The following is a 22,651-nucleotide window of genomic DNA, read 5'->3' on the forward strand; positions in this document are numbered from 1 at the left end:
GACGGCGGGGGCCTCCGGCGCCTCAGCGGCTCAGACGAGCTCGTCGACGTCGTCGAGATCGACCGAGGCCGAGCTCACCAGCGCCAGGAGCGCCTCGCCGTAGGCGTTCTCGGGCGCCGCGTCCTCGAAGGTGCGCGCGACCCCGCCGAGGACGATCTCGACGACGTGGCGCGCGGGCTCGCCCTCCTCGCGGCGCAGCGAGCGGAACGTGCCGCGCAGCAGCTCGCGCAGCTGGTCCTCGCGCGGCATCCAGAGCGAGTCCTCGAGCGAGACCGAGTCCAGCGCCCACTCGGTGGTGCCGTTGAAGCCCAGCACGGTGCCGCCGGGGTACTCGTGCGCCTCGATCGTCATGTCGCTGACGGTGAAGACGTCGCCGTCGAACCCCTCCCGCTCGATGCGGAAGCGGTCGCCGGTGACCGGTGACCAGCGCACGCCCGCGGTGCGCAGCGCTCGGGCCAGCTCGAAGGAGATCATCCCCCGATCATGGCCGCCGTTCCCGGACGTCCGCCGCGAGCGCTCAGAGCTCGGCGTCGCGCAGGAGCGAGCGCACGCGCAGATCGGAGCGCCGCGCGTCGTCCTCCAGGCCGTCGACCACGACGGCCGCGCCCACCCACTCCGCCCCGGCGAGGGCGACCAGGCGCCGGCAGGCGGCGGCCTGCGTCCCGGTCTCGATCCAGTCGTCGACGAGCAGCACGCGGTCCCCCGGAGCCAGGACGGCGCGGCGCACCCGGAAGTGGATCGGGTCGTCGCGGTAGTCGCGCGGGAGCGCCGTCTCCCACCAGTCGACGCCGTCCTCGACGGGCGCCGACGCCTTCCGCGCCTCGACGAGCCCGGCGCCGCGGTGCAGGGCGACCAGGGCGGCCAGCGGAGTGCCCCGCGTCTGCGGACCGAGGACGACCGTCACCTCCTCGTCGGCGAACAGGGCGGAGAGGCCGGGGCCGAGGGCCGCGAGCAGGCCCGGATCGCGCCACCAGCCGGTCACGTCGGCGGAGGCGTACCCGTCCGTCCGATCCCGGGAGTCGCCGTGCGCGCGGACCAGACGGCGGCGCAGATCGTGGGGATCGCTCATGGCTCGACCGTAGTGGCGCGCGCCGTCGTGTCCGTCGCGTCGCGATGTCGGTGGCTGAGTTCACACTCATGAAACACCCGGTTCACGGAGCGGGCATCTGGACTGCATAGCGTGGCTACTCGTGCCCCTTTCAGGGGCATGAGCACCACCGGCCGCGCTCCATCAGCGCCGACGCACGCGCGACAGACCGTCCCCACCGGGACGGCGATCGAGAGGACACCCATGCCCGACACCCCGGTGCACGACACCGCCATCCCCTTCCGCCGACGCAGGCGCGCACTCGCCGGCGCCGGGCTCGCGGGCCTCGCGCTGGTCGCCGCCCCGCTCGTCGCCCAGTCCGCCTCGGCCGCCCCGGCCGGCGACGAGCTCGTCATCAGCGAGATCTTCACCCGCGGCGGCTCGACCGGAGCGGTCTACAGCAACCGCTACGTCGAGCTCCACAACCCCACCGGCTCCGACATCGCCCTGGCCGGCACGAGCCTGCAGTACCGCTCCGCGACCGGCACGGCGAACCCCTCGACGAGCGTCGCACTCCAGGGCGTCGTCCCGGCCGGCGGCCACTTCCTCGTGCAGGGCGCGAGCAACGGCACGAACGGCGCGGCGCTGCCCGATCCCGACCAGGTCGCGAACGGCCTGAACATCGCGGCGGGTGGCGGCACCCTCTTCCTCGTCGACGGCACCGCTCCGCTCGTCGCCCCGCCGACCGGCACCGCCCCGCAGCCCGGCACGGTCCTCGACCTCCTCGGCTACGGCACCTCGAACACCTTCGAGACGACCGCCGCCGCCGTCCCGACGAACACCGAGTCGATCTCGCGCGCCGACGGCACCGCCGGCGACACCGACGTCAACAGCGCCGACTTCTCCGTCGGAGCGCCGACGCCCCGCTCGAGCGGCACCGACGCCGAGCCGGAGCCCACCCCCGGCCCCACGACGCCGCCCGTCACTCCTCCCGCGCCCGCCGAGAAGGCGACCATCGCCGAGATCCAGGGCAGCGGAGCCGCGTCGCCGCTCGTCGGCCGCACCGTCACCACGACGGGAGTCGTCACTGCCCGCTACCCCTCCGGCGGCTACAACGGCTACGTGATCCAGACGCCCGGCACGGGCGGCAGCATCACCGGCCGCACCGCCTCCGACGCGGTCTTCGTCTACTCCTCCGCCTCGGTCGGCTCCGTCGCGATCGGCGACCACCTCGAGATCACCGGCACCGTGAGCGAGTTCAACGGGCTCACCGAGCTCACCCCGACCTCGGCCGCGACCGTCGTCCGCCTCGAGGCCCCCGCCGCCCCGGTCGTCCCGGCCGCCGTCGAGCTGCCCCGCACGGCCGAGGAGCGCGAACTGCTCGAGAGCATGCTGATCGCCCCGCAGGGCGCCTTCACCGTGACCGACACCTTCGACCTCAACAGCTTCGGCTCGATCGGGCTCGCCGCGGGCACCTCTCCGCTGCTCACCCCGACCGAGGTCGCCCGCCCGGGATCGCCCGAGCTCGCCGCGGTCGTCGCCGACAACGCGGCCCGCGCCGTCGTGCTCGACGACGGAGCCTCGATCAACTTCCTCGGGTCGGCCGCCAACAAGGCGATCCCGCTGCCCTACCTCACGCCGACCGAGCCGATCCGCGTCGGAGCCCCGACGACCTTCACCGGGCCGGTCGTGCTCGACTACCGCAACAACGGCTGGGCCTTCCAGCCCGTCACGCAGCTGACCGTCGAGAACGCCGAGACGGTGCAGCCGGCCGAGTTCGCCGACACCCGCACCGCGGCTCCCGAGGCCGTCGGCGGCGACGTGGCGATCGCGTCGTTCAACGTGCTCAACTACTTCTCGACCACCGGCGACTCGGTGGCCGGCTGCACGTTCTACACCGACCGCGACGGCGACCCCGTCACGGTGAACAGCGGCTGCGACGCGCGCGGCGCCGCGAACGCCGACGACCTCGAGCGCCAGCAGGCCAAGATCGTCACCGCGATCAACGCCCTCGGCGCCGGCGTCGTGTCGCTGGAGGAGATCGAGAACTCCGCCAAGTTCGGCAAGCCGCGCGACGAGGCCCTCGCCACGCTGACCGCCGCCCTCAACGCCGCCGCCGGTTCGGAGGTGTGGGCGTACGTCGCCTCGCCCGCCGCGCTCCCCGCGCTGGCCGACGAGGACGTCATCCGCACCGCCTTCATCTACAAGAAGGCCGTGATCGAGCCCGTCGGCGAGTCGGTCATCCTGAACGACACCACCGCGTTCTCGAACGCACGCAAGCCGCTCGCCCAGGAGTTCCGCCTGATCGGCGTCGCCGAGAGCGAGTTCGTCGCGATCGTCAACCACTTCAAGTCGAAGGGCTCCGGATCCGGCGCCGACGCCGACCAGGGAGACGGTCAGGGCGCCTCCAACGCCTCGCGCGTCGCTCAGGCCACCGCGCTCGTCGCCTTCGCCGACCGGCTGAAGACCGAGAAGGCGACCGAGCTCGTCTACCTGCTCGGCGACTTCAACGCCTACTCGCAGGAGGACCCGGTGAAGGTCATCACCGACGCGGGCTACCTCGACCAGGGCGCGAAGGACGGCGGCGAGTACTCCTACTCGTTCGACGGCGCGGTCGGCTCGCTCGACCACGTCTTCGCCTCCCCCGCCGCCGATGCGATCGTCACCGGAGTCGACACCTGGAACATCAACAGCGGCGAGTCCGTGGCGCTGGAGTACAGCCGTTACGACTACAACGCGACGATCTTCTACGACACCTCCGCGTTCCGCTCCAGCGACCACGACCCCGTGGTCGTCGGCCTCGACCTGCCCGAGGCGCCCGTCACCTCCATCGACGTCGCCACGAGCGCCGAGACCGGAGCCCGCGGCCCGTTCGCGACGATCACGGTCACCGCCGTGAACAACGGACCGGAGCCCGTCTCGGTCGTCGTCTCGACCGATTTCGGAACCAAGTCGACCAAGAAGCTCAAGCCGGGCCGCGAGTTCAGCGTGACCTTCAACACCCACGAGCGCGCCCTCGCCGCGGGCGTCGCGACCATCGTGGTCACCGCGCCCGACGGGTCCGAGCGCACCGTCGAGGAGGCGTACCCCGCCCGCTGAGGCGGGCCGACTCCCCAGGAAGGCACGGGCCGCGCACTCTAGAGTGCGGCCCGTGCCCGAGGGAGACAGCGTCCACCGACTCGCCGCCCGTCTCCGCTCCGCGGCCGACGGGCGGTTCGTCGTGGAGGGCGAGCTCCGCTCCGGGAACGCCGCGGGCACCGCGCTCACCGGACTGCAGGTCCTCCGCCACGAGACGCACGGCAAGCACCTGCTGACGCACTTCGACCAGCAGCTGGTCCTGCACACGCACCTGCGGATGCAGGGCTCGTGGACCGTCACCGCACCGGGCCGCGCGGTCCCGCGCCGGGTCCTCCCCGACGTGCGCGTCCGACTCCGCCTCGACGACGGCACGACGCTGTGGGGCCTCGAGCTCCCGGTCGTCGAGCTGCTGCACGAACGGGACCTCCCCACCGCGATCGGGCACCTCGGTCCCGACCCGCTCCGCGACGACTGGAGCGCCGACGAGGCCGTCGCCCGCCTCCTCCGCGCGCCGGAGCGGCCGGTGATCGCGGCACTGCTCGACCAGCGGATGCTCGCCGGGCTCGGCAACCTCTGGGCGAACGAGGTCTGCTTCCTCCGCGGGGCGTTCCCCTGGCGCCCCGTCGGCTCCCTCGACGTCCGCGCACTCGTCGCCACCTCGGCGAGGGCCCTGCGCGCCTCGGTCACGATCCCCGGCATGTTCCAGACCACCACCGGCGACACCCGCGCCGGCGAGCGCCACTGGGTGGTCGGCCGGGCCGGTCGTCCGTGCCGCCGCTGCGGCACCGTCGTGCTCGTGCGGGCCGAGGTCCCCGACGACCCCGAGCGGCGCCGCACGTGGTGGTGCCCGCACTGCCAGCCCGAGCCGTCCTGAGGCCCAGGGACTCCCCCTCCGCGCATCGAGCCCGTAAATTCGGGAGGGAGCCCGCATCACCCCTCGCAATGACCGCGACCCCCGGGAGGCCTCCGTGTACGACCCCGTCCTCCTCCGGACCTTCCTCGCGGTCGCCGAGACGCGCGGCTTCACCCGGGCGGCGGCGCAGCTCGGCATCAGCCAGCCGACCGTCAGCCAGCACGTCCGCAGACTCGAGCAGGCGGCCGACCGCATCCTCGTCGTCCGCGACACCCGCGAGGTCGAGATCACCGACAACGGAGTCGCCATGGCCGGCTTCGCCCGGACGATCCTCGCCGCGCACGCCGCCGCCGAGGACTACTTCAGCGGCACCGCGATGAAGGGCCGGCTCCGCTTCGGATCGGCCGACGACCTCGCGATCACGCAGCTCCCCCGCATCCTCCGGCACTTCCGGCAGCTGCATCCGCAGATCAAGCTCGAGCTGACCGTCGACCAGAGCGCGCCGCTGCGGCGACGACTCGAGGCCGGCCAGCTCGACCTCATCTTCGTCAAGACCGCTCCCGGATCCACGGACGGCCGGCTCGTGCGCCGCGACACGATGGTCTGGGTCGCGCACGAGAAGACGGTCGTCGAGCGCGATGAGACGGTGCCGCTGATCGCCTACCGCGGCCCCAGCGTCTCGCGGCAGATCGCGATCGACGCCCTCGAGGCGGCCGGACGCACCTGGCGGATCACCTGCAACACCCGCGAGGTGAACGGCGTGCTCGCGGCGGTCCGCGCCGGCATCGGCGTCGCCGTCTTCCCGCGCTCCCTGATCCCGGAGGATCTCGTCACCGTCGGCGACCGCGCCGGCCTGCCCGAGCTCGAGGACATCGACTTCCGCCTGCTCGAGAGCAGCACCGCCGCCCGTGAGCCGGTCGAGGCGCTGACCAGCGCGATCATGGAGCGCACCCACGTGCACGCCCGGTCCTGACGGCGGTGCGGGCGCCGCGGCCCGTGCGTAGTCTGGAGCGAGCGACACGGAGGGGGCCGGATGAGCGACCAGTGGGGGTCCCCGGATCCCGCAGCACGACGGGACGCGAAGGCCGTCGAGCCCGCGACGGGAGCCGAGCCGTCGGCGCTCGAGCGGGTCGAGGACGCCGACCGGGCGATCGCCGTCCGCGAGCTCAAGCGCAAGCGCGACTTCTTCGGCTCCGTCGGCGGCTGGGCGAGCGTCTCCGCGATCACCACGACCGTCTGGTTCGCCTCGGGCGGCGACGGCTACTTCTGGCCGATCTGGCCGATGCTCGGCATCGGGATCGGCGTCATCGGCCAGGCCGCCTCGATCTGGGGCCCGGTGAAGAAGGAGATCACCGAGGACGACATCGCCGCCGAGATGCGCAAGCGCGAGCAGCGCCGACGCTGACGGACGGCGCGGCGGGAACGACCCTCCGCCTCAGCTCCCGCCGTCGAGCCGCCCCACGCCCGTGACCCGCACCACGGCGGCTCCCGCCTCGTCCGACTCGGCGAGATCGACGGTCGCCGAGATGCCCCAGTCGTGGTCGCCGGCCGGGTCGTCGAGGATCTGCCGCACCCGCCACTGCGTCGGCGTCTGCTCGACGAGCAGCATCGCCGGCCCGCGGGCGTCGGGGCCCGTGCCGATCGTGTCGTGCTCGTCGTAGTAGTCGTCCAGCGCCTCCCCCCACGCGTCCGCGTCGAAGCCGGCCGCCGCGTCGAGCTCGCCCAGCGCCTCGTGGTCGTCGAGCGCCGCGAGCGACACCCGGCGGAACATCTCGTTGCGCACGAGTACGCGGAACGCCCGCTGGTTCGCCGTGAGCCGGCGCGGAGCGGGCGGCACGATCGCCTGGTCGGCGTCGTGCAGGGCCGGGTTGACCAGCTCCTCCCACTCGTCGACGAGCGACGAGTCGACTTGGCGCACGAGCTCGCCGAGCCACTCGATCAGGTCGTGCAGCTCCTCGTTCTTGATCTCGTCCGGGATCGTCTGCCGGGCCGCGCGGAACGCGTCGGACAGGTAGCGCAGGACGAGTCCCTCCGACCGCGACAGCTTGTAGAACGCGGTGTACTCGCCGAACGACATCGCCCGCTCGTACATGTCGCGCACGACCGACTTCGGCGACAGCTCGAAGTCGCGGACCCAGGGCTGCGCGGCCGTGTAGGTCGCGAACGTCGCCTCGAGCAGCTCCTCGAGCGGCTTCGGGTGGGTGACCGACTCGAGCAGCTCCATCCGCTCCTCGTACTCGATCCCGTCGGCCTTCATCGCCGCCACCGCGTCGCCGCGCGCCTGGAACTGCTGGGCGCCGAGGATCTGCCGCGGGTCGTCGAGCGTCGACTCGAGCACCGAGATCACGTCGAGCGCGAAGGTCGGCGACTCGGGGTCGAGCACGTCGAACACCGCGAGCGCGAACGGCGAGAGCGGCTGGTTGAGCGCGAAGTTCGGCTGCAGGTCGACGGTCAGGCGGATGCGCACCACGCCGTCGGCGCCGACGCTCTGCTCGACCACGCCCGCCTCGCGCAGCGTCCGGTAGATGCCCAGCGCCCGCCGGGCGAGCTGCAGCTGCCGCTTCCACGGCTCGTGGTTGTCGAAGATCAGCGCGTGCACGTTCGCGAAGGCGTCGCCGCCGCGCGCGATCACGTTGAGGAGCATCGCCGAGGTGATGGTCATGTGCGAGGTGAGCGTCTCGGGCTCCGCGTCGACGAGTTTGCGGAAGCTCGGCTCGCCCCAGCTGACGAAGCCCTGCGGCGCCCGCTTGGCGACCCACTTCCTCCGCTTCTTCGGATCGTCGCCCATCTTGTCGAGCGCTTTGCGGTTCTCGGACTCGTGCTCGGGCGCCTGCACGACCACGGTGCCCGCGGTGTCGTAGCCGGCGCGACCGGCGCGGCCGGCGATCTGGTGGAACTCGCGCGCCGAGAGCTGGCGCATCCTCGTGCCGTCGTACTTCGTCAGCGCCGTGAGCAGCACCGTGCGGATGGGCACGTTGATCCCCACGCCGAGGGTGTCGGTGCCGCAGATGACCCGCAGCATGCCCTGCTGGGCGAGCTGCTCGACGAGCCGTCGGTACTTCGGCAGCATGCCGGCGTGGTGCACGCCGATGCCCAGCCGCAGCAGCCGCGAGAGGGTCTTGCCGAAGGCCGTGGTGAAGCGGAAACCGCCGATCACCTCGGCGATGCGGTCGCGGTGCTCGCGGCTGGCGATGTTCGCGCTCGTGAGCGCCTGCGCGCGCTCGAGAGCCGCAGCCTGCGAGAAGTGCACGACGTAGACGGGCGACTGGTTCGTCGCGAGCAGCTCCTCGATCGAGTCGTGGATCGGCGCGATCTCGTAGAAGTAGTGCAGCGGCACCGGACGCTCCACGCCCGTCACGCGGGCCGTCTCGCGTCCCGTGCGGCGGGTGAGGTCGGCGGCGAGCGCCGTCACGTCGCCCAGCGTCGCCGACATCAGGACGAACTGCACGTGGGGCAGCGTCAGCAGCGGCACCTGCCAGGCCCAGCCGCGCGAGGGGTCCGCGTAGAAGTGGAACTCGTCCATCACCACCTGGTCGACGGCGGTCCCGGCCCCGTGGCGCAGCGCCAGGTTCGCCAGGATCTCGGCCGTGCAGCAGATGATCGGGGCGTCGGCGTTGACGGAGGAGTCGCCCGTCACCATGCCGACGTTCGCCGCCCCGAACACGTCGACGAGGGCGAAGAACTTCTCGGACACGAGCGCCTTGATCGGCGCCGTGTAGTAGCTGCGCTTCCCGGCGGCGAGGGCAGCGGCATGCGCGCCGATCGCGACGAGCGACTTGCCGGTGCCGGTCGGCGTCGAGAGGATCAGGTTCGCTCCGGACGCGATCTCGAGCATCGACTCGTCCTGCGCCGGGTAGAGCGGCAGTCCGCGCGCCTCGGCCCACTCCGTGAACGCCAGGTAGACGGCGTCGTCGTCCACGCGCCCGTCGGCGTCGGGCGTCGGCATCCGTTCGAGCAGCGTCGGGTTCATCCGTCCATCCTCCCAGGCCGCACCGACGCCGGGGGTGAGAGGGGCGCCGGAGCGGGATCCGCGTCGGCGGTGCGGGCTAGGCTCCCCGGATGCGCGCCGCGATCCCCGCTCCCCGACTCGATCCCCTCCGCCTCGACTCCCTCGCCGAGGGGTTCGCCGGTGATCTCGGCGCCCGCGAGCACGCCGAGGGCCTGCACTTCGACGGGGTCGACCTCACCGGGGCCGACCTCACCGCCGTCTCGATCAGCGAGTGCCTGCTCTCCGCCGCCGTCCTCTCCGGGGCTCAGCTGCGCGCCGCCTCCGTCGTCGAGTCGCGCGTCGAGCGGATCGACGTGCCCGGCTTCTCCGCTGCCCGCAGCCGCTGGCGGTCGGTCGAGCTCCTCGGCTCCCGGCTGGGTTCGGCGGAGCTCTACGAGAGCACCCTCGAGCAGGTGCGGATCGCCGACTGCAAGCTCGGCTACGTCAACCTGCGCGGGGCCGCGCTCCGCGACGTCCTGCTCGAGCGCTGCACGATCGACGAACTCGACCTGGGCGGCGCCACCGGAGCCCGGGTCCGCCTCGTCGACTGCGACGTCCGCTCCCTCGAGCTCGGCGGCGCCCGCCTCGAGCACCTCGATCTGCGCGGCGCCGAGCTGCACGTGCTCGGCGGCCTCGACGGCCTGCGCGGAGCGGCGCTGACGGAGCTGCAGCTGAGCCTGATACTGCCGCTGTTCGCGCAGCACTTCGGGGTGCAGGTGCTGGGCTGAGGGTCAGCGGCTCCGCCGCCGTGCGACGAGCCGGGTGAGGGCCCGCCGGCCGAGGAGGAACGCGCCCAGCACCAGCGCGGTGACGATCACGAAGCTCCACTGCACGCCCTGCTGCGAGACGATGCGCAGCAGCAGCCCGACGACGACCGTGCCCGCCCAGACGATCAGCCCGGTGGGCACGATCCGGTCGGGAGCGCGCCACGAGCGCGCGAGCGCCCAGCCCGCGAGCAGTCCCGCGAGGAACGGCCAGAACGTGGTCAGGAAGCCCAGCAGCTCGGCTCCCTCCTCGTGGCTGCGACGGCCGATCAGGACGAACACCGCGACGAGGACGACGTCGAGCGCGAGGGCGACCGCGGCTCTCACGCAGGTTCCGTCACGAAGTCGATCAGCTGCTCCACCCGTCCCAGCAGCGCCGGCTCCAGGTCGCGGAACGTCGTCACCTTCGCCAGGATCCGCTGCCACGCGCGGGCGATGTCGGCCTGCTCCTCGTGCGGCCAGCCGAGCGCCTCGCAGATGCCGTGCTTCCACTCGATCGAGCGGGGGATCTCGGGCCAGCGCTCGAGCCCGACGCGGTCCGGCTTCACCGCCTGCCAGATGTCGATGTAGGGGTGGCCGACGACCAGGACGTGCTCGCCGTGCGGGCCGGCGGCGACGGTGTCGGCGATCCGCGACTCCTTCGACCCTCGGACGAGGTGGTCGACGAGCACCCCGATGCGCCGGCCCGGGCCCGGACGGAACGCGCGGACCAGCTCGTCGAGGTGGTCCACGCCCTCGATGTACTCCACGACGACGCCCTCGATCCGCAGGTCGTGCCCCCACACCTTCTCGACGAGCTCGGCGTCGTGCCGCCCCTCGACGTAGATGCGGCTGGGCAGCGCGACGCGCGCCTTCGCGTCGGCGACGTGGAACGATCCGGAGGCGGAGCGCGCCCGGCCGAGGTTCGCGTCGCGCTTGAGACCGGGCGCCTTCAGCGACACCGGCTTGCCGTCGATCAGGAACCCGGGTCCGATCGGGAACACGCGCACCTTCCCGAACCGGTCCTCGAGCCGCACCATCCGCATCTCGACGCCGAGCACGGCGCCCACGAACCCGGAGGCGACCTCCTCGACCACGAGGTCGCGCACGGCCTCGACGACCGCCACTTCGACCTTGTGCTTCGCCCGCCAGTCCCCGGCGAGCACGTCCTGCCCGTACCTGTCGTCCATTCGACCGAGGGTAGCCGCCGCCTCCGCGCGCGCCGCCGCGCCGGGCCGGAGCAGCGACGGCGGAGCACCACCCCAGAGCCGAACGCCTCGTGCCGGTCTTCTGGGGGACGTCGGTCTCGATACGCCCCTTCGGGGCTACTCGACCAGCAGGAGGACGGGGTCTACTGACCTCACGCTGATCGGGCAGCCCGCGCAGCCCCCGTCTCTGCTGATCGAGTAGCCCGCGCAGCCCCCACTTCTTGCTGATCGAGTAGCCCGCGCAGCGGGCGTATCGAGATCCACGTCCACCAGCAGCCCCACCTCCGACCCTTCCCTGGCGCGTTCCGCCGCCTCGTGGCGCGATCGCGACTGAGATGTCGGTGGTCGCTGGTGTCATCCTCGTATGGTTCTTCTGGATGTCGAGGCGAGGCCCGCGGGCGGTGGTCCGAGCGTGCGCGAGTGCTTCGACGACGCGCTCGTCGCCGCCGTCGGAGCCGCCTGCGCGGTCGACGCGTTCCGGGCCCGAGCCGAAGCCGAGCGGGCGGAGCTGATCGAGCTCGCCCGCCGCACCGCGATGACACTCCCGAACGCGCTCGTCGATCCGAGCGTGCAAGCGCACGTCGAACGCGAAGAGGCCGCGATGCGCGCCCTGATCGCCGAGCTCGCCACGGGCATGCGAGTCTCCGAGTCCCTCGCCGGCGTCCTCGTCGAGGAGAGCCGGATGCTCGTCAATGAGCTGCCCGGGACGCTGACGGCTCTGCGGGAGGCCGCGATCGCACCCGAGCACGCCCGGGTGATCATCCGGGCCGCACTGGACCTCCCAGCGGAGGTGCGCGGCCGATTCGACGAGGCCGCAGCGGTCATCGCCCGCGAGTGCACCCCTCCCCAGCTCCGACGTCGCCTGCGGTCGCTGCGCGAGCGGATGCATCCGGAGTCCCTCACTGACCGCCACCCGCGGTGCGCTGCCCGCCGCGGCGTGTGGCTCGACGGCGACCTCGACGGCATGGCCACCCTCCACCTGCACCTACCCGCCTCCGAAGCACACGGAGCGTTCGACCGGATCGACCACGCCGCGCGCAGCCTGCAGGATCTTCCGGAGGAGGTTCGGCCTCTCGGACAGCTGCGCGCCGACGTCGCCGCCTCCCTCCTCCTCGACGGCGAGACCATCGACCGCCCCGATAGCCCGCGGTCGGCCACCGCAGTCCCGCACGGCATCCGCCCACGGGTCTCCGTCACCGTTCCCGTCCTGACCCTCCTCGGACATTCCGACGAGCCCGGCATCCTCGACGGCTACGGACCCATCGACCCCGCCACCGCCCGGCGCCTGGCCGCCGACGCCCCCTCGTTCACCCGCATCCTCACCCACCCCGAGTCCGGCGCAGTCCTCTCCGTCGGCCGCTCCACCTACCGCGTCCCCGCCGACCTCCGCCGCGCCCTCGCCACCCGCGACGTCACCTGCCGGTTCCCCGGCTGCACCCGCTCCGCCCGCGGCAGCGACATCGACCACACCATCGAATGGCAGCACGACGGTCGCACCGACGCCGACAATCTCGCCCACCTCTGCCGTCACCACCACCGACTCCGCCACACCACCACCTGGCAGGTCCGACACCTCCCCGGAGGCGTCCTCGAGTGGACCAGCCCCACCGGACGACACCACACCACGACGCCAGCACCGCGGGACTTCTTTTCGTCGCAACTCGACGCGTGCTTGCGCGCCCTTGATGAGGATCCACCGCCGTTCTAGTACTTGCTCGGCGAGCTGAGGCGCATCCGTACGACTGTGGCGAGCAGGCCCACATCTCAGACCCGCCTCCCGCTTCTCGAAGAGGGCCATCGAGTCGTCGAGTCACCCCGCAGCGACAGCATCATTCGCCAGGCGACCGGCCGAACTGCCACACGCGCGGGCACTGCGGGACACCGGGTTCGCCAACGCCCGCGGTGCCGAGCACCGGCCGCGTGCACAACGGGCGACCATGCAGCTACTCGCGCGCGACACCTTGAGGATGCACATCGGCTCGACGGCGACCGAGACGACTCCCACTCCTGACGTTGCGGACCCACAGCACGGCCGGCCAGATCCCACCGACGTCCCTCGCGCCTCCGAGTGTGACCTGGGAATACCGCACCCCCACCCGCGTTGTCCTAGGCTGAACGAGATAGCACGTGCTCCGGGGTCGGTGAGAGTCCGAACCGGCGGTGACAGTCCGCGAGCGGCCGACCACTTCGGTGGGAAGCTGTTGATCCGGTGGAATTCCGGGACCGACGGTGAAAGTCCGGATGGGAGGCGCACGAGCGTCGCGCGCAAGCGCGGCGTCGAACGACGGTGCCCGCGCACCGGCGATCGAGACCCCGGAGTTCGGCGACGAACGGAAGACCGGGAATGACGATCGATTTCGAGCACGCGATGCGCAGAGCGCTCGCGATCGCCGAGCGCGGTCCCGCCCGCGGAGTGAATCCGCGCGTGGGCTGCCTCCTGCTGGCGCCCGACGGCACCGTCCTCTCCGAGGGCTGGCACCACGGAGCGGGAACCGCGCACGCCGAGGTCGATGCGCTCTCGAAGCTCGCCCCGGGCGCCGCCACCGGCGCAACGGCGATCGTCAGCCTCGAGCCGTGCGATCACACCGGCCGCACCGGTCCCTGCAGCCACGCCCTCATCCGGGCCGGCGTCGCGCGCGTGGTCTACGCGGTCAACGACCCGGGATCCCGCTCGGGAGGCGGTGGCGACACCCTCCGAGCCGCCGGCATCGAGGTGATCGAGGGCGTCCTCGCCGACGAGGGCGAGGAGTTCCTGCACGTGTGGCTCACCGCCGCCCGCCTCCACCGCCCCTTCGTCACCCTCAAATGGGCCTCGACCCTCGACGGCCGCACCGCCGCCGCCGACGGCAGCAGCCGCTGGATCACCGGAGCCGCCGCCCGGCAGCGCGTCCACGAGCAGCGCGCCGACAGCGACGCGATCCTGGTCGGCACCGGCACCGTCCTCGCCGACGATCCGAGCCTCACCGCCCGCGGCGACGGGGGCGAGCTCCTCGAGCACCAGCCGATCCCCGTGATCGTCGGCGAGCGGCCCGTCCCGGAGGACGCGCACGTACTCCACCACCCGCATCGGGCCGTCCTCGAGCGCCACCACGACCTCGAGGCCGTGCTCGACCGCCTCTACCGCGCCGAGATCCGGCACGTCTACGTCGAGGGCGGGCCGACCCTCGCGTCCGCCCTGGTCGCCGCCGGCCTGGTCGACGAGTACCTGGTCTACCTCGCGCCCGCGCTGCTCGGCGGCCCCCGCCTGGCGCTCGGCGACATCGGAGTCGCGGGCATCGCCGACGCCCGCCGCCTCCGCCTCCACTCCGTCGAGGTCCTCGGCGACGACCTCCTCGTGACCGCGCGCCCCGTCGCGCACCCCGCGGGCGGCGCCGGCGAACCGGCCCGCCTCCCCCACGCCCTGCAGATGGAGACCCACTGATGTTCACCGGAATCATCGAGGAGATCGGCGTCGTCACGGCGATCGAGACGGGCGCTGATGCGATCCGGCTCACGGTGCGCGGTCCGCTCGCGGTCGAGGGAGCCCGCCACGGCGACTCCATCGCGGTCTCCGGCGTGTGCCTGACCGTCGTCGACCAGTCCGACGAGGGCTTCACCGCGGACGTGATGGCGCAGACGCTCCGCATGTCGACCCTCGACGGCGTGTCCGTCGGCGATCCGGTGAACCTCGAGCGCGCCGCCCTCGTGGGCGACCGGCTCGGCGGCCACATCGTGCAGGGCCACATCGACGGCACGGCGACGCTGCTGTCGATCACGCCGGGCGACGCGTGGCGCGTGCTGCGCTTCTCCCTCCCGCCCCAGGCCGCCCCGCTGGTGACCGACAAGGGCTCGATCGCGGTCGACGGAGTCTCGCTGACCGTCTCGGCCATCAGCCCCGCCGCCGAGCCGGAGCAGTGGTTCGAGGTCTCGCTCATCCCCGAGACCCTCGCCGCCACCACGCTCGGCGCCCGCGCCGTCGGCGAGCGGGTCAACATCGAGACCGACATCCTCGCCCGTCACGTCGAGCGGATGCTCGCCCTGCAGGCCGTCGCGACCCCCGCGCACGCCCTTCCCGTCACCCTTCCCGGAGGTGGGGCATGAGCCTCTCCAGCATCCCCGAGGCCGTCGCCGCACTGCGCGAGGGCCGCCCGATCATCGTCGCCGACGACGAGGGCCGCGAGAACGAGGGCGACGTCATCGTCGCCGCTCAGCTCGCCACCCAGGAGACGATCGCCTGGCTGGTGCGCAACTCCTCCGGCTTCATCTGCGCACCGATGACGAACGAGATCGCCGACCGGCTCGAGCTCCCGCTCATGGTCGTCGACAACGAGGACCCGCGCGGCACGGCCTACACGCTCTCGGTCGACGCGGCCGACCGTCTCTCCACCGGCATCAGCGCCTCCGACCGCGCGCACACCCTCCGCGTCCTCGCCGATCCGGAGGCGACTCCGTCGCGGCTGCACCGCCCGGGCCACATCCTGCCGCTGCGCGCGGTGGAGGGTGGCGTGCGCGAGCGCGACGGCCACACCGAGGCGGCGGTCGACCTGATGAAGCTCGCCGGTCTCTACCCCGTCGCCGCGATCTCCGAGATCGTCGCGGAGGACGGCGAGATGATGCGCCTGCCCGGCCTGATCGCGCTCGGCGAGCGCGACGGCGTCCCCGTCACCACCGTCGCCGCGCTGATCGAGTACCTGCAGGAGTTCCACTGCGACGCCGAGGTGCCCCAGTCGGTCCCGGTCCCCGAGAGCTCCCGGGTCAGCTTCGAGGTCGAGACCACGGTCCCCACCACCCACGGCCCGTTCCGGGTCCGCGCCTACCGCGACCGCCAGACGGGAGCCGACCACGTCGCGATCGTCGCCGGCACGATCGGCGGGTCCACGGCACTGCCGCCGCTGGTCCGCGTGCACTCGGAGTGCCTGACCGGTGAGGCCTTCGGCTCGCTGAAGTGCGAGTGCGGCCCGCAGCTCGACGCGGCGCTCGACACGATCCAGCGCGACGGCGGAGTGGTCGTCTACCTCCGCGGGCACGAGGGCCGCGGCATCGGCCTGATCAACAAGCTGCGCGCCTACCGCCTGCAGGAGGACGGCCTCGACACGCTCGACGCGAACCTCGCGCTCGGCCTGCCCGCCGACGCCCGCGACTACGGCGCCGCCGTCGGGATCCTCGAGGACCTCGGCGTCCGCGACGTGCGCCTGCTGACCAACAACCCCGAGAAGGTCCGCCAGCTGACCGACCGCGGCATCACCGTCTCGGAGCGCGTGCCGCTCGTGGTCGGCGTCGGCGCGTTCAACGAGGGCTACCTCGAGACCAAGCGCGACCGCATGGGCCACGACATCGAGAACCTCGGCGACCTCGCCGATCTCGGACACCTCGACGCCGGGATCGCCGGCGCGACGACGAAGGAGTAACAGCATGGCCGGTTCCGGCGCCCCCACCACCTCCACCCCGCTCGACGGATCGGGACTGCGCGTCGTCGTCGTCGCCGGGACGTGGCACACGCAGATCTCGGACGGCCTCATCGCCGGAGCGCGCGCCGCCCTCGACGAGTCCGGCGCCTCGTGGTCGCTCGTGCGCGTCCCCGGCTCGTTCGAGCTGCCCGTCGCCGCCAAGGTCGCGCTCGACGCGGGAGCCGACGCCGTCGTCGCGCTCGGCGTGATCATCCGCGGCGGCACCCCGCACTTCGAGTACGTCTCGGACGCCGCCACCTCGGGCCTGACGACCGTCAGCATCCAGACCGGCAAGCCCGTCGGCTTCGGCGTGCTCACCCTCGACACCGAGCAGCAGGGCATCGACCGCGCCGGCCTGCCCGGCTCGAAGGAGGACAAGGGCCGCGAGGCGGCGGAGGCGGCGGTCGCGACCGCGCTTCTGCTGCGCGAGCTGCGCGGCTGAGCCCAGCCACGACCTCCAGCCGGTCCCCCGTCCGCGGGGCGCTACAGCACGAAGCTGGGTGAACACGGAGTAAAGTGGTCGGGCCGTCACGAGCGGCCCGACTCCTCCACCCCCACCGCCCCCAGGTCCGCGACGCCCGATCGACGCCTCGCCCGCCGGCACGGGGAACCCCGCCTACCGGAGCAACTCCCCTCCCATGTCTCACGCACCCGCCACCGCCGACGCTCCCTCCGCCCCGCAGAACTCCCGCGGCCGCGTCATCCTCGCGAGCCTCATCGGCACGTCGATCGAGTTCTACGACTTCTACGCCTACGCGACCGCCGCCGTCCTGGTCTTCCCCACGCTCTTCTTCGTGAACGAGGACCCGGCGACCGCGCTGCTCGCCTCCTTCGCCGTCTTCGGAGTCGCGTTCATCGCGCGCCCGATCGGCTCGATCATCTTCGGCCACTTCGGCGACCGCGTCGGCCGCAAGGGCACCCTCGTCGCCTCCCTGCTCACCATGGGCATCGCGACCTTCCTGATCGGCTGCCTCCCCACCGCGCTCACGCCCGGCTGGGAGTTCCTCGCGCCGTTCCTGCTCGTCGTGATGCGCTTCTGCCAGGGCCTCGGCCTCGGTGGCGAGTGGTCCGGAGCGGCTCTGCTCGCCACCGAGAACGCCCCCGCGAACAAGCGCGCCATCTACGGCACCTTCCCGCAGCTCGGCGCCCCGATCGGCTTCATCGTCGCGAACGTCTTGTTCCTCGTGCTCGCCACGTCCATGGACGACGAGACCTTCGCCGCCTGGGGCTGGCGCGTGCCGTTCCTGGCGAGCGCCGTCCTCGTGATCATCGGCCTCTACGTGCGCTTCAAGCTCGTCGAGACCCCCGCGTTCCAGAAGGTCGTCGAGAAGGGCGAGGTCGCGAAGCTCCCCCTCGCGCGCGTCTTCGTGACCAGCTGGCGTCCGCTCATCCTGGGCACGTTCATCATGCTCGCGACCTACGTGCTCTTCTACCTGATGACCACGTTCACGCTGACCTACGGCACCGCCGCGACCGACGGACCGGTCGCCGGCCTCGGATACACCCGCAACGACTTCCTGATCATGCTGATCGTCGGCGTCGTCTTCTTCGGGATCTTCACGCTCGTCTCCGGCCCGCTGGCCGAGAAGTTCGGTCGCCGGAAGCTGCTCATCACGGTCACCTCGGCGATCATCGTGTTCGGCCTGCTCTTCGTGCCCCTCTTCGGCGGCGGCTTCGTCGGCGTGATGGCCGTGCTGATCCTCGGCTTCACGCTGATGGGTCTGACCTTCGGTCCGATGGGCGCGGTCCTGCCCGAGCTGTTCCCGACCAACGTCCGCTACACCGGCTCGGCGATGTCGTACAACCTCGCGTCGATCCTCGGAGCGGCCGTGGCGCCGATCATCGCGGTCGCGCTCTGGCAGGCGGCCGGCGGCAGCCCGGTGCTCGTGGGCCTCTACCTCAGTGCAGCGGGCGTCCTGACGCTCATCGCGCTGATCCTGTCCAAGGAGACCCAGCACCTCTCGTACACCGACAACGTCTCGTAGTCGGCGGCAGCACTCCCCCCTTCGGCCCGTCGGATCCCCGGCGGGCCGAAGGTGTTTCCGGCACTTCCCCTCGTCAACGAATGTTGACACGACAGGCACCTCGCGCGTAGCGTCGTCAATCGAGGTTGACGCACCGCTCTCCGGACCGACGGCGGGCTCGCAGCGACGAGGAGGCACAATGGACGACGGCACGATCGCGACCCTCGCGGGCGACGCGGCCGCGGACGATCCGCTCACGGCACTCCGGGCGATCCACCGCCTCCGCGGTGAGCTCGACCGGACCGAGGCGATCGCCGTCCGGCGGGCGCGCAACGCAGGTGCGTCGTGGCAGCTGATCGCGCTGTGCCTGGAGGTGAGCCGTCAGGCGGTCCACAAGAAGTACGGCAGGGCATGAGCGGGAACGGACGATCGATGAGCAGCAGCACCCGGAGCGCACGAGGACGACGCGGCGGACGCGCAGCCGACGACGGGCCCCGCGCCTCCTTCTCGCAGCTCGTCCCCTACCTCCTCGAGCACCGCGGGATCCTCTCGGTCGTCGTCGTGCTGAGCCTGTTCGGCGCGGCCGCCAGCCTCGCGCAGCCTCTCGTCGTCGGCCAGGTCATCACCCGCGTGCAGGAGGGACTCGACCTCGGCCCGCTCGTGTGGGCTCTCGTCGCCCTCGTCGTCGCCTCCGGACTCATCTCGGGCTTCGCCCACTACCTGCTCCAGCGCACCGGTGAGGGCATCGTGCTCTCGAGCCGCCGCCGCCTGGTCGCACGCCTCCTGCGCCTCCCCATCCGCGAGTTCGACGCGCGCCGCACCGGCGACCTCGTCTCGCGCGTCGGCTCCGACTCCACCCTGCTGCGCGCCGTGCTCACCCAGGGCCTCGTCGACTCGATCGCGGGCTCGCTCGTCTTCGTCGGCGCGATCATCGCGATGGCGATCATCGACTGGGTGCTGCTGGTCATCATCGTGGTGGTCGTCGCCGCCGCACTCGGGCTCGCGCTGACCCTCGGCCGCGGCATCCGCGTCGCGAGCCGCAAGGCGCAGGAGAAGGTCGGCGACCTCGCCGCGGCCGTCGAGCGCGCGATCAGCGCCGTCCGGACCATCCGCGCGGCCGGTGCGACCGAGCGCGAGATCGCCGTGGTCGAGGGCCACGCGACCGAGGCCTACCGCCTCGGCATCCGCGTCGCCCACGTCTCCGCCCTGGTGGTGCCCGTCGCCGGGATCGCCATGCAGGTCGCGTTCCTCGCGGTCCTCGGCGTCGGCGGCTACCGCGTCGCCTCCGGATCGATCGACATCGCGCAGCTGGTCTCGTTCATCCTGTTCCTCTTCATGATGGTGATGCCGCTGGGCAACTTCATCGGCGCGATCACCTCGGTCAACTCGGCGCTCGGCGCTCTCGGCCGCATCCAGGAGATCATCGACCTCCCCATCGAGGGAGACGGCGACGGAGCGGGCTCCGTCAGCGGTCTCGGCGCCGGAGTCGGCGAGGACGCGATCGCGTTCGAGGACGTCGTCTTCTCGTACGACGAGCAGTCGGTGCCGGCCGACGGGGCCGATCCGGCTCCGGAGGAGCGCGACCGCACCGTCCTGCGCGGCGTCTCCTTCACCGTCCCGCGCGGCAAGCGCACCGCCCTCGTCGGCCCCTCGGGCGCCGGCAAGAGCACGATCCTCGCGCTCATCGAGCGCTTCTACGACCCCGAGGCCGGAGTGGTCCGCCTCGGCGGCGTCGACATCACCGCCGTCGACCGCGACGCCCTCCGCGCCCAGATCGGCTACGTCGAGCAGGACGCCCCGGTCCTGGCCGGCACGATCCGCGAGAACCTCGTGCTCGGCCGCCCCGACGCCGACGACGCCGACTGCCTCCGCGTGCTCGAGGCCGTGAACCTCACCGACGTGCTCGAGCGCAACCCGCTCGGCCTCGACGCCCCGGTGGGCGAGAGCGGAGTGATGCTGTCGGGAGGCGAGCGCCAGCGTCTCGCGATCGGCCGCGCGCTCCTCGCCGCGCCGCCCATCCTGCTCCTGGACGAGTCGACGTCGAGCCTGGACGGGCTCAACGAGCAGCGCCTGCGCCTCGCGATCGACGCGGTCGCCGAGAACCGCACGCTCCTGGTCATCGCGCACCGTCTCTCGACCGTCGTCGACTCCGATCGCATCGTCGTGCTGCAGAAGGGCGAGGTCGTCGGAGTCGGCACGCACTCCGAGCTCGTCGAGTCGACCCCGCTCTACCGCGACCTCGCGAAGCACCAGCTGCTGGTCTGACGGGCTGAGCCCGGCAGCGCGCTCAGCGCGGCGGCAGCCGCAGCGCGCCGTCGAGCCGGACGACCTCGCCGTTGAGCATCGGGTTCTCGACGATGTGCCGCACGAGGGCCGCGAACTCCGACGGGCGGCCGAGTCGAGCCGGATGCGGGGTCGCCGCACCCAGGGTCGTCCGAGCGCGCTCGGGGAGCCCGGCGAGCAGGGGCGTGTCGAACGTCCCCGGCGCGATCGAGACCACCCGGATGAGCGACGCAGCCAGTTCGCGCGCGAGCGGCAGGGTGAGGGCCGCCACGGCCCCCTTCGACGCCGCGTAGGCCGCCTGGCCGATCTGGCCGTCGAACGCGGCCACCGACGACGTCGTCACGAGCACCCCGCGCTCCCCGTCGATCGGCTCCCGCTCGACGATCGACGCCGCCGCGAGCCGCAGCACGTTCAGCGTGCCGACCGTGTTGACGCGCAGCACCCGCTCGATGCCGTCGAGCGCGAGCGGGCCCTCCTTGCCGAGCAGCCGGCCCGGAGTCGCGATGCCCGCGCAGGTCACGGCCACCCGGAGATCGCCGGCCGCCGCCACGGCCCGGGCGACGGCGTCCGAGTCGAGGACGTCTCCGGGCACGCGGACGACGGCGTCGGGGAGATCCACCCGCTCCAGGGCGTCCGGAAGATCGAGCACGACGACCCGCGCTCCCGCCTCGAGCAGGGCGATCGTCGTCGCCGCGCCCAGACCGGACGCGCCACCGGCCACGAGGGCGGAGAGCGAGTCGAGGCGCATCAGCCGTCCGCCGTCACGGAGTGGGTGCCGCCGCCGCCGCCAGCGCCTCGGCCGTGCACGTCGTGAAGGTCTGGTCGTACTGCTCGATGAGTCGCCTGGCGGCGACCAGTTCCTCCTCGGACACGTCGTCCGGCACCACGGGTCGCTCGCTCAGCCCGTAGCGCGCGAGGCAGTCGGTGATGCGGCGAGCCACGGCCGCACCGACATCGGTCGACTCGGGGTCGTCGGGGGCGGCGCTCGGAGCAGTGCCGTCGGCTCCCCCGTCCGCCGGCGCGGTGGCGGAGGGCGCGGAGGGCTCCTGCGCGTCGCCGGGGATCTCGGCGGGATCCGCCATGCACCCGGTCAGGAGCAGCGTGAGCAGAGCCGGGACGAGAGCGCCGACCGGAGCGGTCCGTCTCCGTCGCGGCGTCTGCGGCATGAGGACCTCGTTCGGGCGGGGTGGACAGGAGTGGCAGCCACGGTACCTCAGGGCCGCCGGGCCCAGGGGGCACGGCGCACATCGACGGACTGGGCGCCACCCCGTGAGTTCAGCCTCAATCGGCCAGCGCCCACATCGCCACGGCGCTGGCCGCCGCGACGTTGAGCGAGTCGATCCCGTGCCGCATCGGGATCTGCACGGCGACGTCGGCGGCCGCCAGCGCCTGCGCGGTCAGCCCCTCCCCCTCCGTGCCGAGCACGAGAGCCACCCTCTCGGGGGCGGTGGCGGCGAACGCGCGCAGCGGCAGCGCCCCCTCCGTCAGCGCCATCGCCGCGATCGTGAAGCCGGCCCCGTGCAGGAGCGCGGCCGTCTCGTCCCAGCCGCCCACCCGCGTCCAGGGCACCTGCAGCACCGTGCCCATGCTGACCCGGATCGCGCGGCGGTAGAAGGGGTCGGAGCAGCGCGGAGTGACGAGCACGGCGTCCGCTCCGATCGCGCCGACCGAGCGGAAGATCGCGCCGACGTTGGTCGGGTCGACGACGTCCTCGAGCACGACCACGCGCCGAGCCCCGGCCAGCAGCGCCGCCGGATCGGGCAGTTCCGGCCGCTCCATCGCCGCGATGAGCCCGCGGTGCAGGACGTAGCCCGTGAGCTCGGCCAGGAGCTCGCCCGGACCGGTGAAGACGGGCACGTCGAACTCCGCGACCAGACGCTCCGCCTCGTCGGCGGAGGAGCCGAGCGCCAGCACCGACCGCGGACGGTGCCCCGCCCGCAGAGCGCGCTCCAGCACCAGCGCCGACTCCGCGATGTAGAGCCCCTGCGCGCCCCGGGCGTTCTTCAGCGCCACGTCCGTGGCGTGCGCGTAGTCGCGCAGCCGCGGATCATCCAGGGAGGCGACCTCGACCCGTGCCACGG

At 72.6% G+C, this 22,651-nt stretch carries 21 protein-coding genes and 1 riboswitch; of the genes, 13 read left to right on the forward strand and 8 right to left on the reverse strand.

What is annotated here, in order from left to right; translation table 11 throughout:
* Positions 1–30: 30 nt before the first annotated feature.
* A complete protein-coding gene (locus C1I63_RS17385; RefSeq protein ID WP_107575576.1) occupies positions 31–474 on the reverse strand; it encodes a pilus assembly protein CpaE in 444 nt (147 codons plus the stop codon).
* 43 nt (positions 475–517) lie between these two features.
* Positions 518–1,069, reverse strand: coding sequence for a phosphoribosyltransferase family protein (locus tag C1I63_RS17390; protein ID WP_107575577.1), 552 nt, complete (start codon positions 1,067–1,069; stop codon positions 518–520).
* A 222-nt stretch (positions 1,070–1,291) separates the two neighbouring features.
* On the opposite strand from C1I63_RS17390, the gene C1I63_RS17395 reads away from it, so the two are divergent.
* The 4 genes from C1I63_RS17395 (at position 1,292) to C1I63_RS17410 (ending at position 6,363) form a co-directional block, all read left to right on the forward strand.
* On the forward strand, positions 1,292–4,126 hold the full coding sequence (locus tag C1I63_RS17395) for an ExeM/NucH family extracellular endonuclease (protein ID WP_107575578.1): 2,835 nt from the start codon (positions 1,292–1,294) through the stop codon (positions 4,124–4,126).
* Between the two features lie 52 nt (positions 4,127–4,178).
* The gene (locus C1I63_RS17400; protein WP_107575579.1) at positions 4,179–4,979 is read left to right on the forward strand and encodes a DNA-formamidopyrimidine glycosylase family protein; all 801 of its coding nucleotides are present in this window, start codon (positions 4,179–4,181) and stop codon (positions 4,977–4,979) included.
* 94 nt (positions 4,980–5,073) lie between these two features.
* Positions 5,074–5,931, forward strand: a complete 858-nt coding sequence (locus C1I63_RS17405; protein ID WP_107575580.1) for a LysR substrate-binding domain-containing protein — start codon at positions 5,074–5,076, stop codon at positions 5,929–5,931.
* Positions 5,932–5,991: 60 nt separating this feature from the next.
* Positions 5,992–6,363 carry a 2TM domain-containing protein gene (locus C1I63_RS17410; RefSeq protein ID WP_107575581.1) on the forward strand — a complete coding sequence of 124 codons (372 nt, stop codon included), beginning with the start codon at positions 5,992–5,994 and terminating at the stop codon, positions 6,361–6,363.
* 30 nt (positions 6,364–6,393) lie between these two features.
* Here C1I63_RS17410 and C1I63_RS17415 read toward each other — a convergent pair whose 3' ends face one another.
* Complete coding sequence (locus C1I63_RS17415) at positions 6,394–8,928, reverse strand: DEAD/DEAH box helicase (RefSeq protein ID WP_055793862.1); 2,535 nt, start codon at positions 8,926–8,928, stop codon at positions 6,394–6,396.
* An 89-nt stretch (positions 8,929–9,017) separates the two neighbouring features.
* On the opposite strand from C1I63_RS17415, the gene C1I63_RS17420 reads away from it, so the two are divergent.
* Positions 9,018–9,674 (forward strand): pentapeptide repeat-containing protein, encoded by a 657-nt coding sequence (locus C1I63_RS17420; RefSeq protein ID WP_107575582.1) that lies wholly within the window; start codon positions 9,018–9,020, stop codon positions 9,672–9,674.
* A 3-nt stretch (positions 9,675–9,677) separates the two neighbouring features.
* Here the strand turns inward: C1I63_RS17420 and C1I63_RS17425 are convergent, their stop codons facing one another.
* A complete protein-coding gene (locus tag C1I63_RS17425; protein WP_211315640.1) occupies positions 9,678–10,037 on the reverse strand; it encodes a DUF3054 domain-containing protein in 360 nt (119 codons plus the stop codon).
* Positions 10,034–10,879: a DUF3097 domain-containing protein gene (locus C1I63_RS17430; protein ID WP_107575584.1), complete on the reverse strand. Its 846-nt coding sequence runs from the start codon at positions 10,877–10,879 to the stop codon at positions 10,034–10,036. Before C1I63_RS17430 ends, C1I63_RS17425 begins: the two co-directional genes overlap by 4 nt.
* Before the next feature lie 382 nt (positions 10,880–11,261).
* On the opposite strand from C1I63_RS17430, the gene C1I63_RS17435 reads away from it, so the two are divergent.
* The 8 genes from C1I63_RS17435 to C1I63_RS17470 all read left to right on the forward strand — a co-directional run bounded on the left by C1I63_RS17435 (position 11,262) and on the right by C1I63_RS17470 (position 20,552).
* Positions 11,262–12,605 carry an HNH endonuclease signature motif containing protein gene (locus C1I63_RS17435; RefSeq protein WP_107575585.1) on the forward strand — a complete coding sequence of 448 codons (1,344 nt, stop codon included), beginning with the start codon at positions 11,262–11,264 and terminating at the stop codon, positions 12,603–12,605.
* A gap of 416 nt (positions 12,606–13,021) precedes the next feature.
* Positions 13,022–13,154, forward strand: a riboswitch (FMN riboswitch).
* A gap of 87 nt (positions 13,155–13,241) precedes the next feature.
* Positions 13,242–14,318 carry a bifunctional diaminohydroxyphosphoribosylaminopyrimidine deaminase/5-amino-6-(5-phosphoribosylamino)uracil reductase RibD gene (gene ribD, locus C1I63_RS17440; RefSeq protein WP_244907147.1) on the forward strand — a complete coding sequence of 359 codons (1,077 nt, stop codon included), beginning with the start codon at positions 13,242–13,244 and terminating at the stop codon, positions 14,316–14,318.
* Complete coding sequence (locus tag C1I63_RS17445) at positions 14,318–14,977, forward strand: riboflavin synthase (RefSeq protein ID WP_107575586.1); 660 nt, start codon at positions 14,318–14,320, stop codon at positions 14,975–14,977. The genes ribD and C1I63_RS17445 overlap by 1 nt, the downstream gene beginning before the upstream one ends.
* Positions 14,974–16,284 (forward strand): GTP cyclohydrolase II, encoded by a 1,311-nt coding sequence (ribA, locus tag C1I63_RS17450; protein ID WP_107575587.1) that lies wholly within the window; start codon positions 14,974–14,976, stop codon positions 16,282–16,284. Before C1I63_RS17445 ends, ribA begins: the two co-directional genes overlap by 4 nt.
* A gap of 4 nt (positions 16,285–16,288) precedes the next feature.
* Positions 16,289–16,765, forward strand: a complete 477-nt coding sequence (ribH, locus tag C1I63_RS17455) for a 6,7-dimethyl-8-ribityllumazine synthase (protein WP_055791321.1) — start codon at positions 16,289–16,291, stop codon at positions 16,763–16,765.
* A gap of 196 nt (positions 16,766–16,961) precedes the next feature.
* Positions 16,962–18,308: an MFS transporter gene (locus C1I63_RS17460; protein WP_107575588.1), complete on the forward strand. Its 1,347-nt coding sequence runs from the start codon at positions 16,962–16,964 to the stop codon at positions 18,306–18,308.
* 178 nt (positions 18,309–18,486) lie between these two features.
* Positions 18,487–18,702 carry a hypothetical protein gene (locus C1I63_RS17465; RefSeq protein ID WP_107575589.1) on the forward strand — a complete coding sequence of 72 codons (216 nt, stop codon included), beginning with the start codon at positions 18,487–18,489 and terminating at the stop codon, positions 18,700–18,702.
* Between the two features lie 17 nt (positions 18,703–18,719).
* Positions 18,720–20,552: an ABC transporter ATP-binding protein gene (locus tag C1I63_RS17470; RefSeq protein ID WP_107575590.1), complete on the forward strand. Its 1,833-nt coding sequence runs from the start codon at positions 18,720–18,722 to the stop codon at positions 20,550–20,552.
* A 22-nt stretch (positions 20,553–20,574) separates the two neighbouring features.
* Here C1I63_RS17470 and C1I63_RS17475 read toward each other — a convergent pair whose 3' ends face one another.
* The 3 genes from C1I63_RS17475 to C1I63_RS17485 form a co-directional block, all read right to left on the reverse strand.
* Positions 20,575–21,318 (reverse strand): SDR family NAD(P)-dependent oxidoreductase, encoded by a 744-nt coding sequence (locus tag C1I63_RS17475; protein ID WP_107575591.1) that lies wholly within the window; start codon positions 21,316–21,318, stop codon positions 20,575–20,577.
* 13 nt (positions 21,319–21,331) lie between these two features.
* Complete coding sequence (locus C1I63_RS17480) at positions 21,332–21,736, reverse strand: hypothetical protein (RefSeq protein WP_107575592.1); 405 nt, start codon at positions 21,734–21,736, stop codon at positions 21,332–21,334.
* A gap of 115 nt (positions 21,737–21,851) precedes the next feature.
* Positions 21,852–22,649: a TrmH family RNA methyltransferase gene (locus C1I63_RS17485; protein ID WP_107575593.1), complete on the reverse strand. Its 798-nt coding sequence runs from the start codon at positions 22,647–22,649 to the stop codon at positions 21,852–21,854.
* Positions 22,650–22,651: the final 2 nt, after the last annotated feature.

Origin of the sequence: Rathayibacter caricis DSM 15933 (genome assembly GCF_003044275.1) — a bacterium.
GTDB classification, from domain to species: domain Bacteria; phylum Actinomycetota; class Actinomycetes; order Actinomycetales; family Microbacteriaceae; genus Rathayibacter; species Rathayibacter caricis.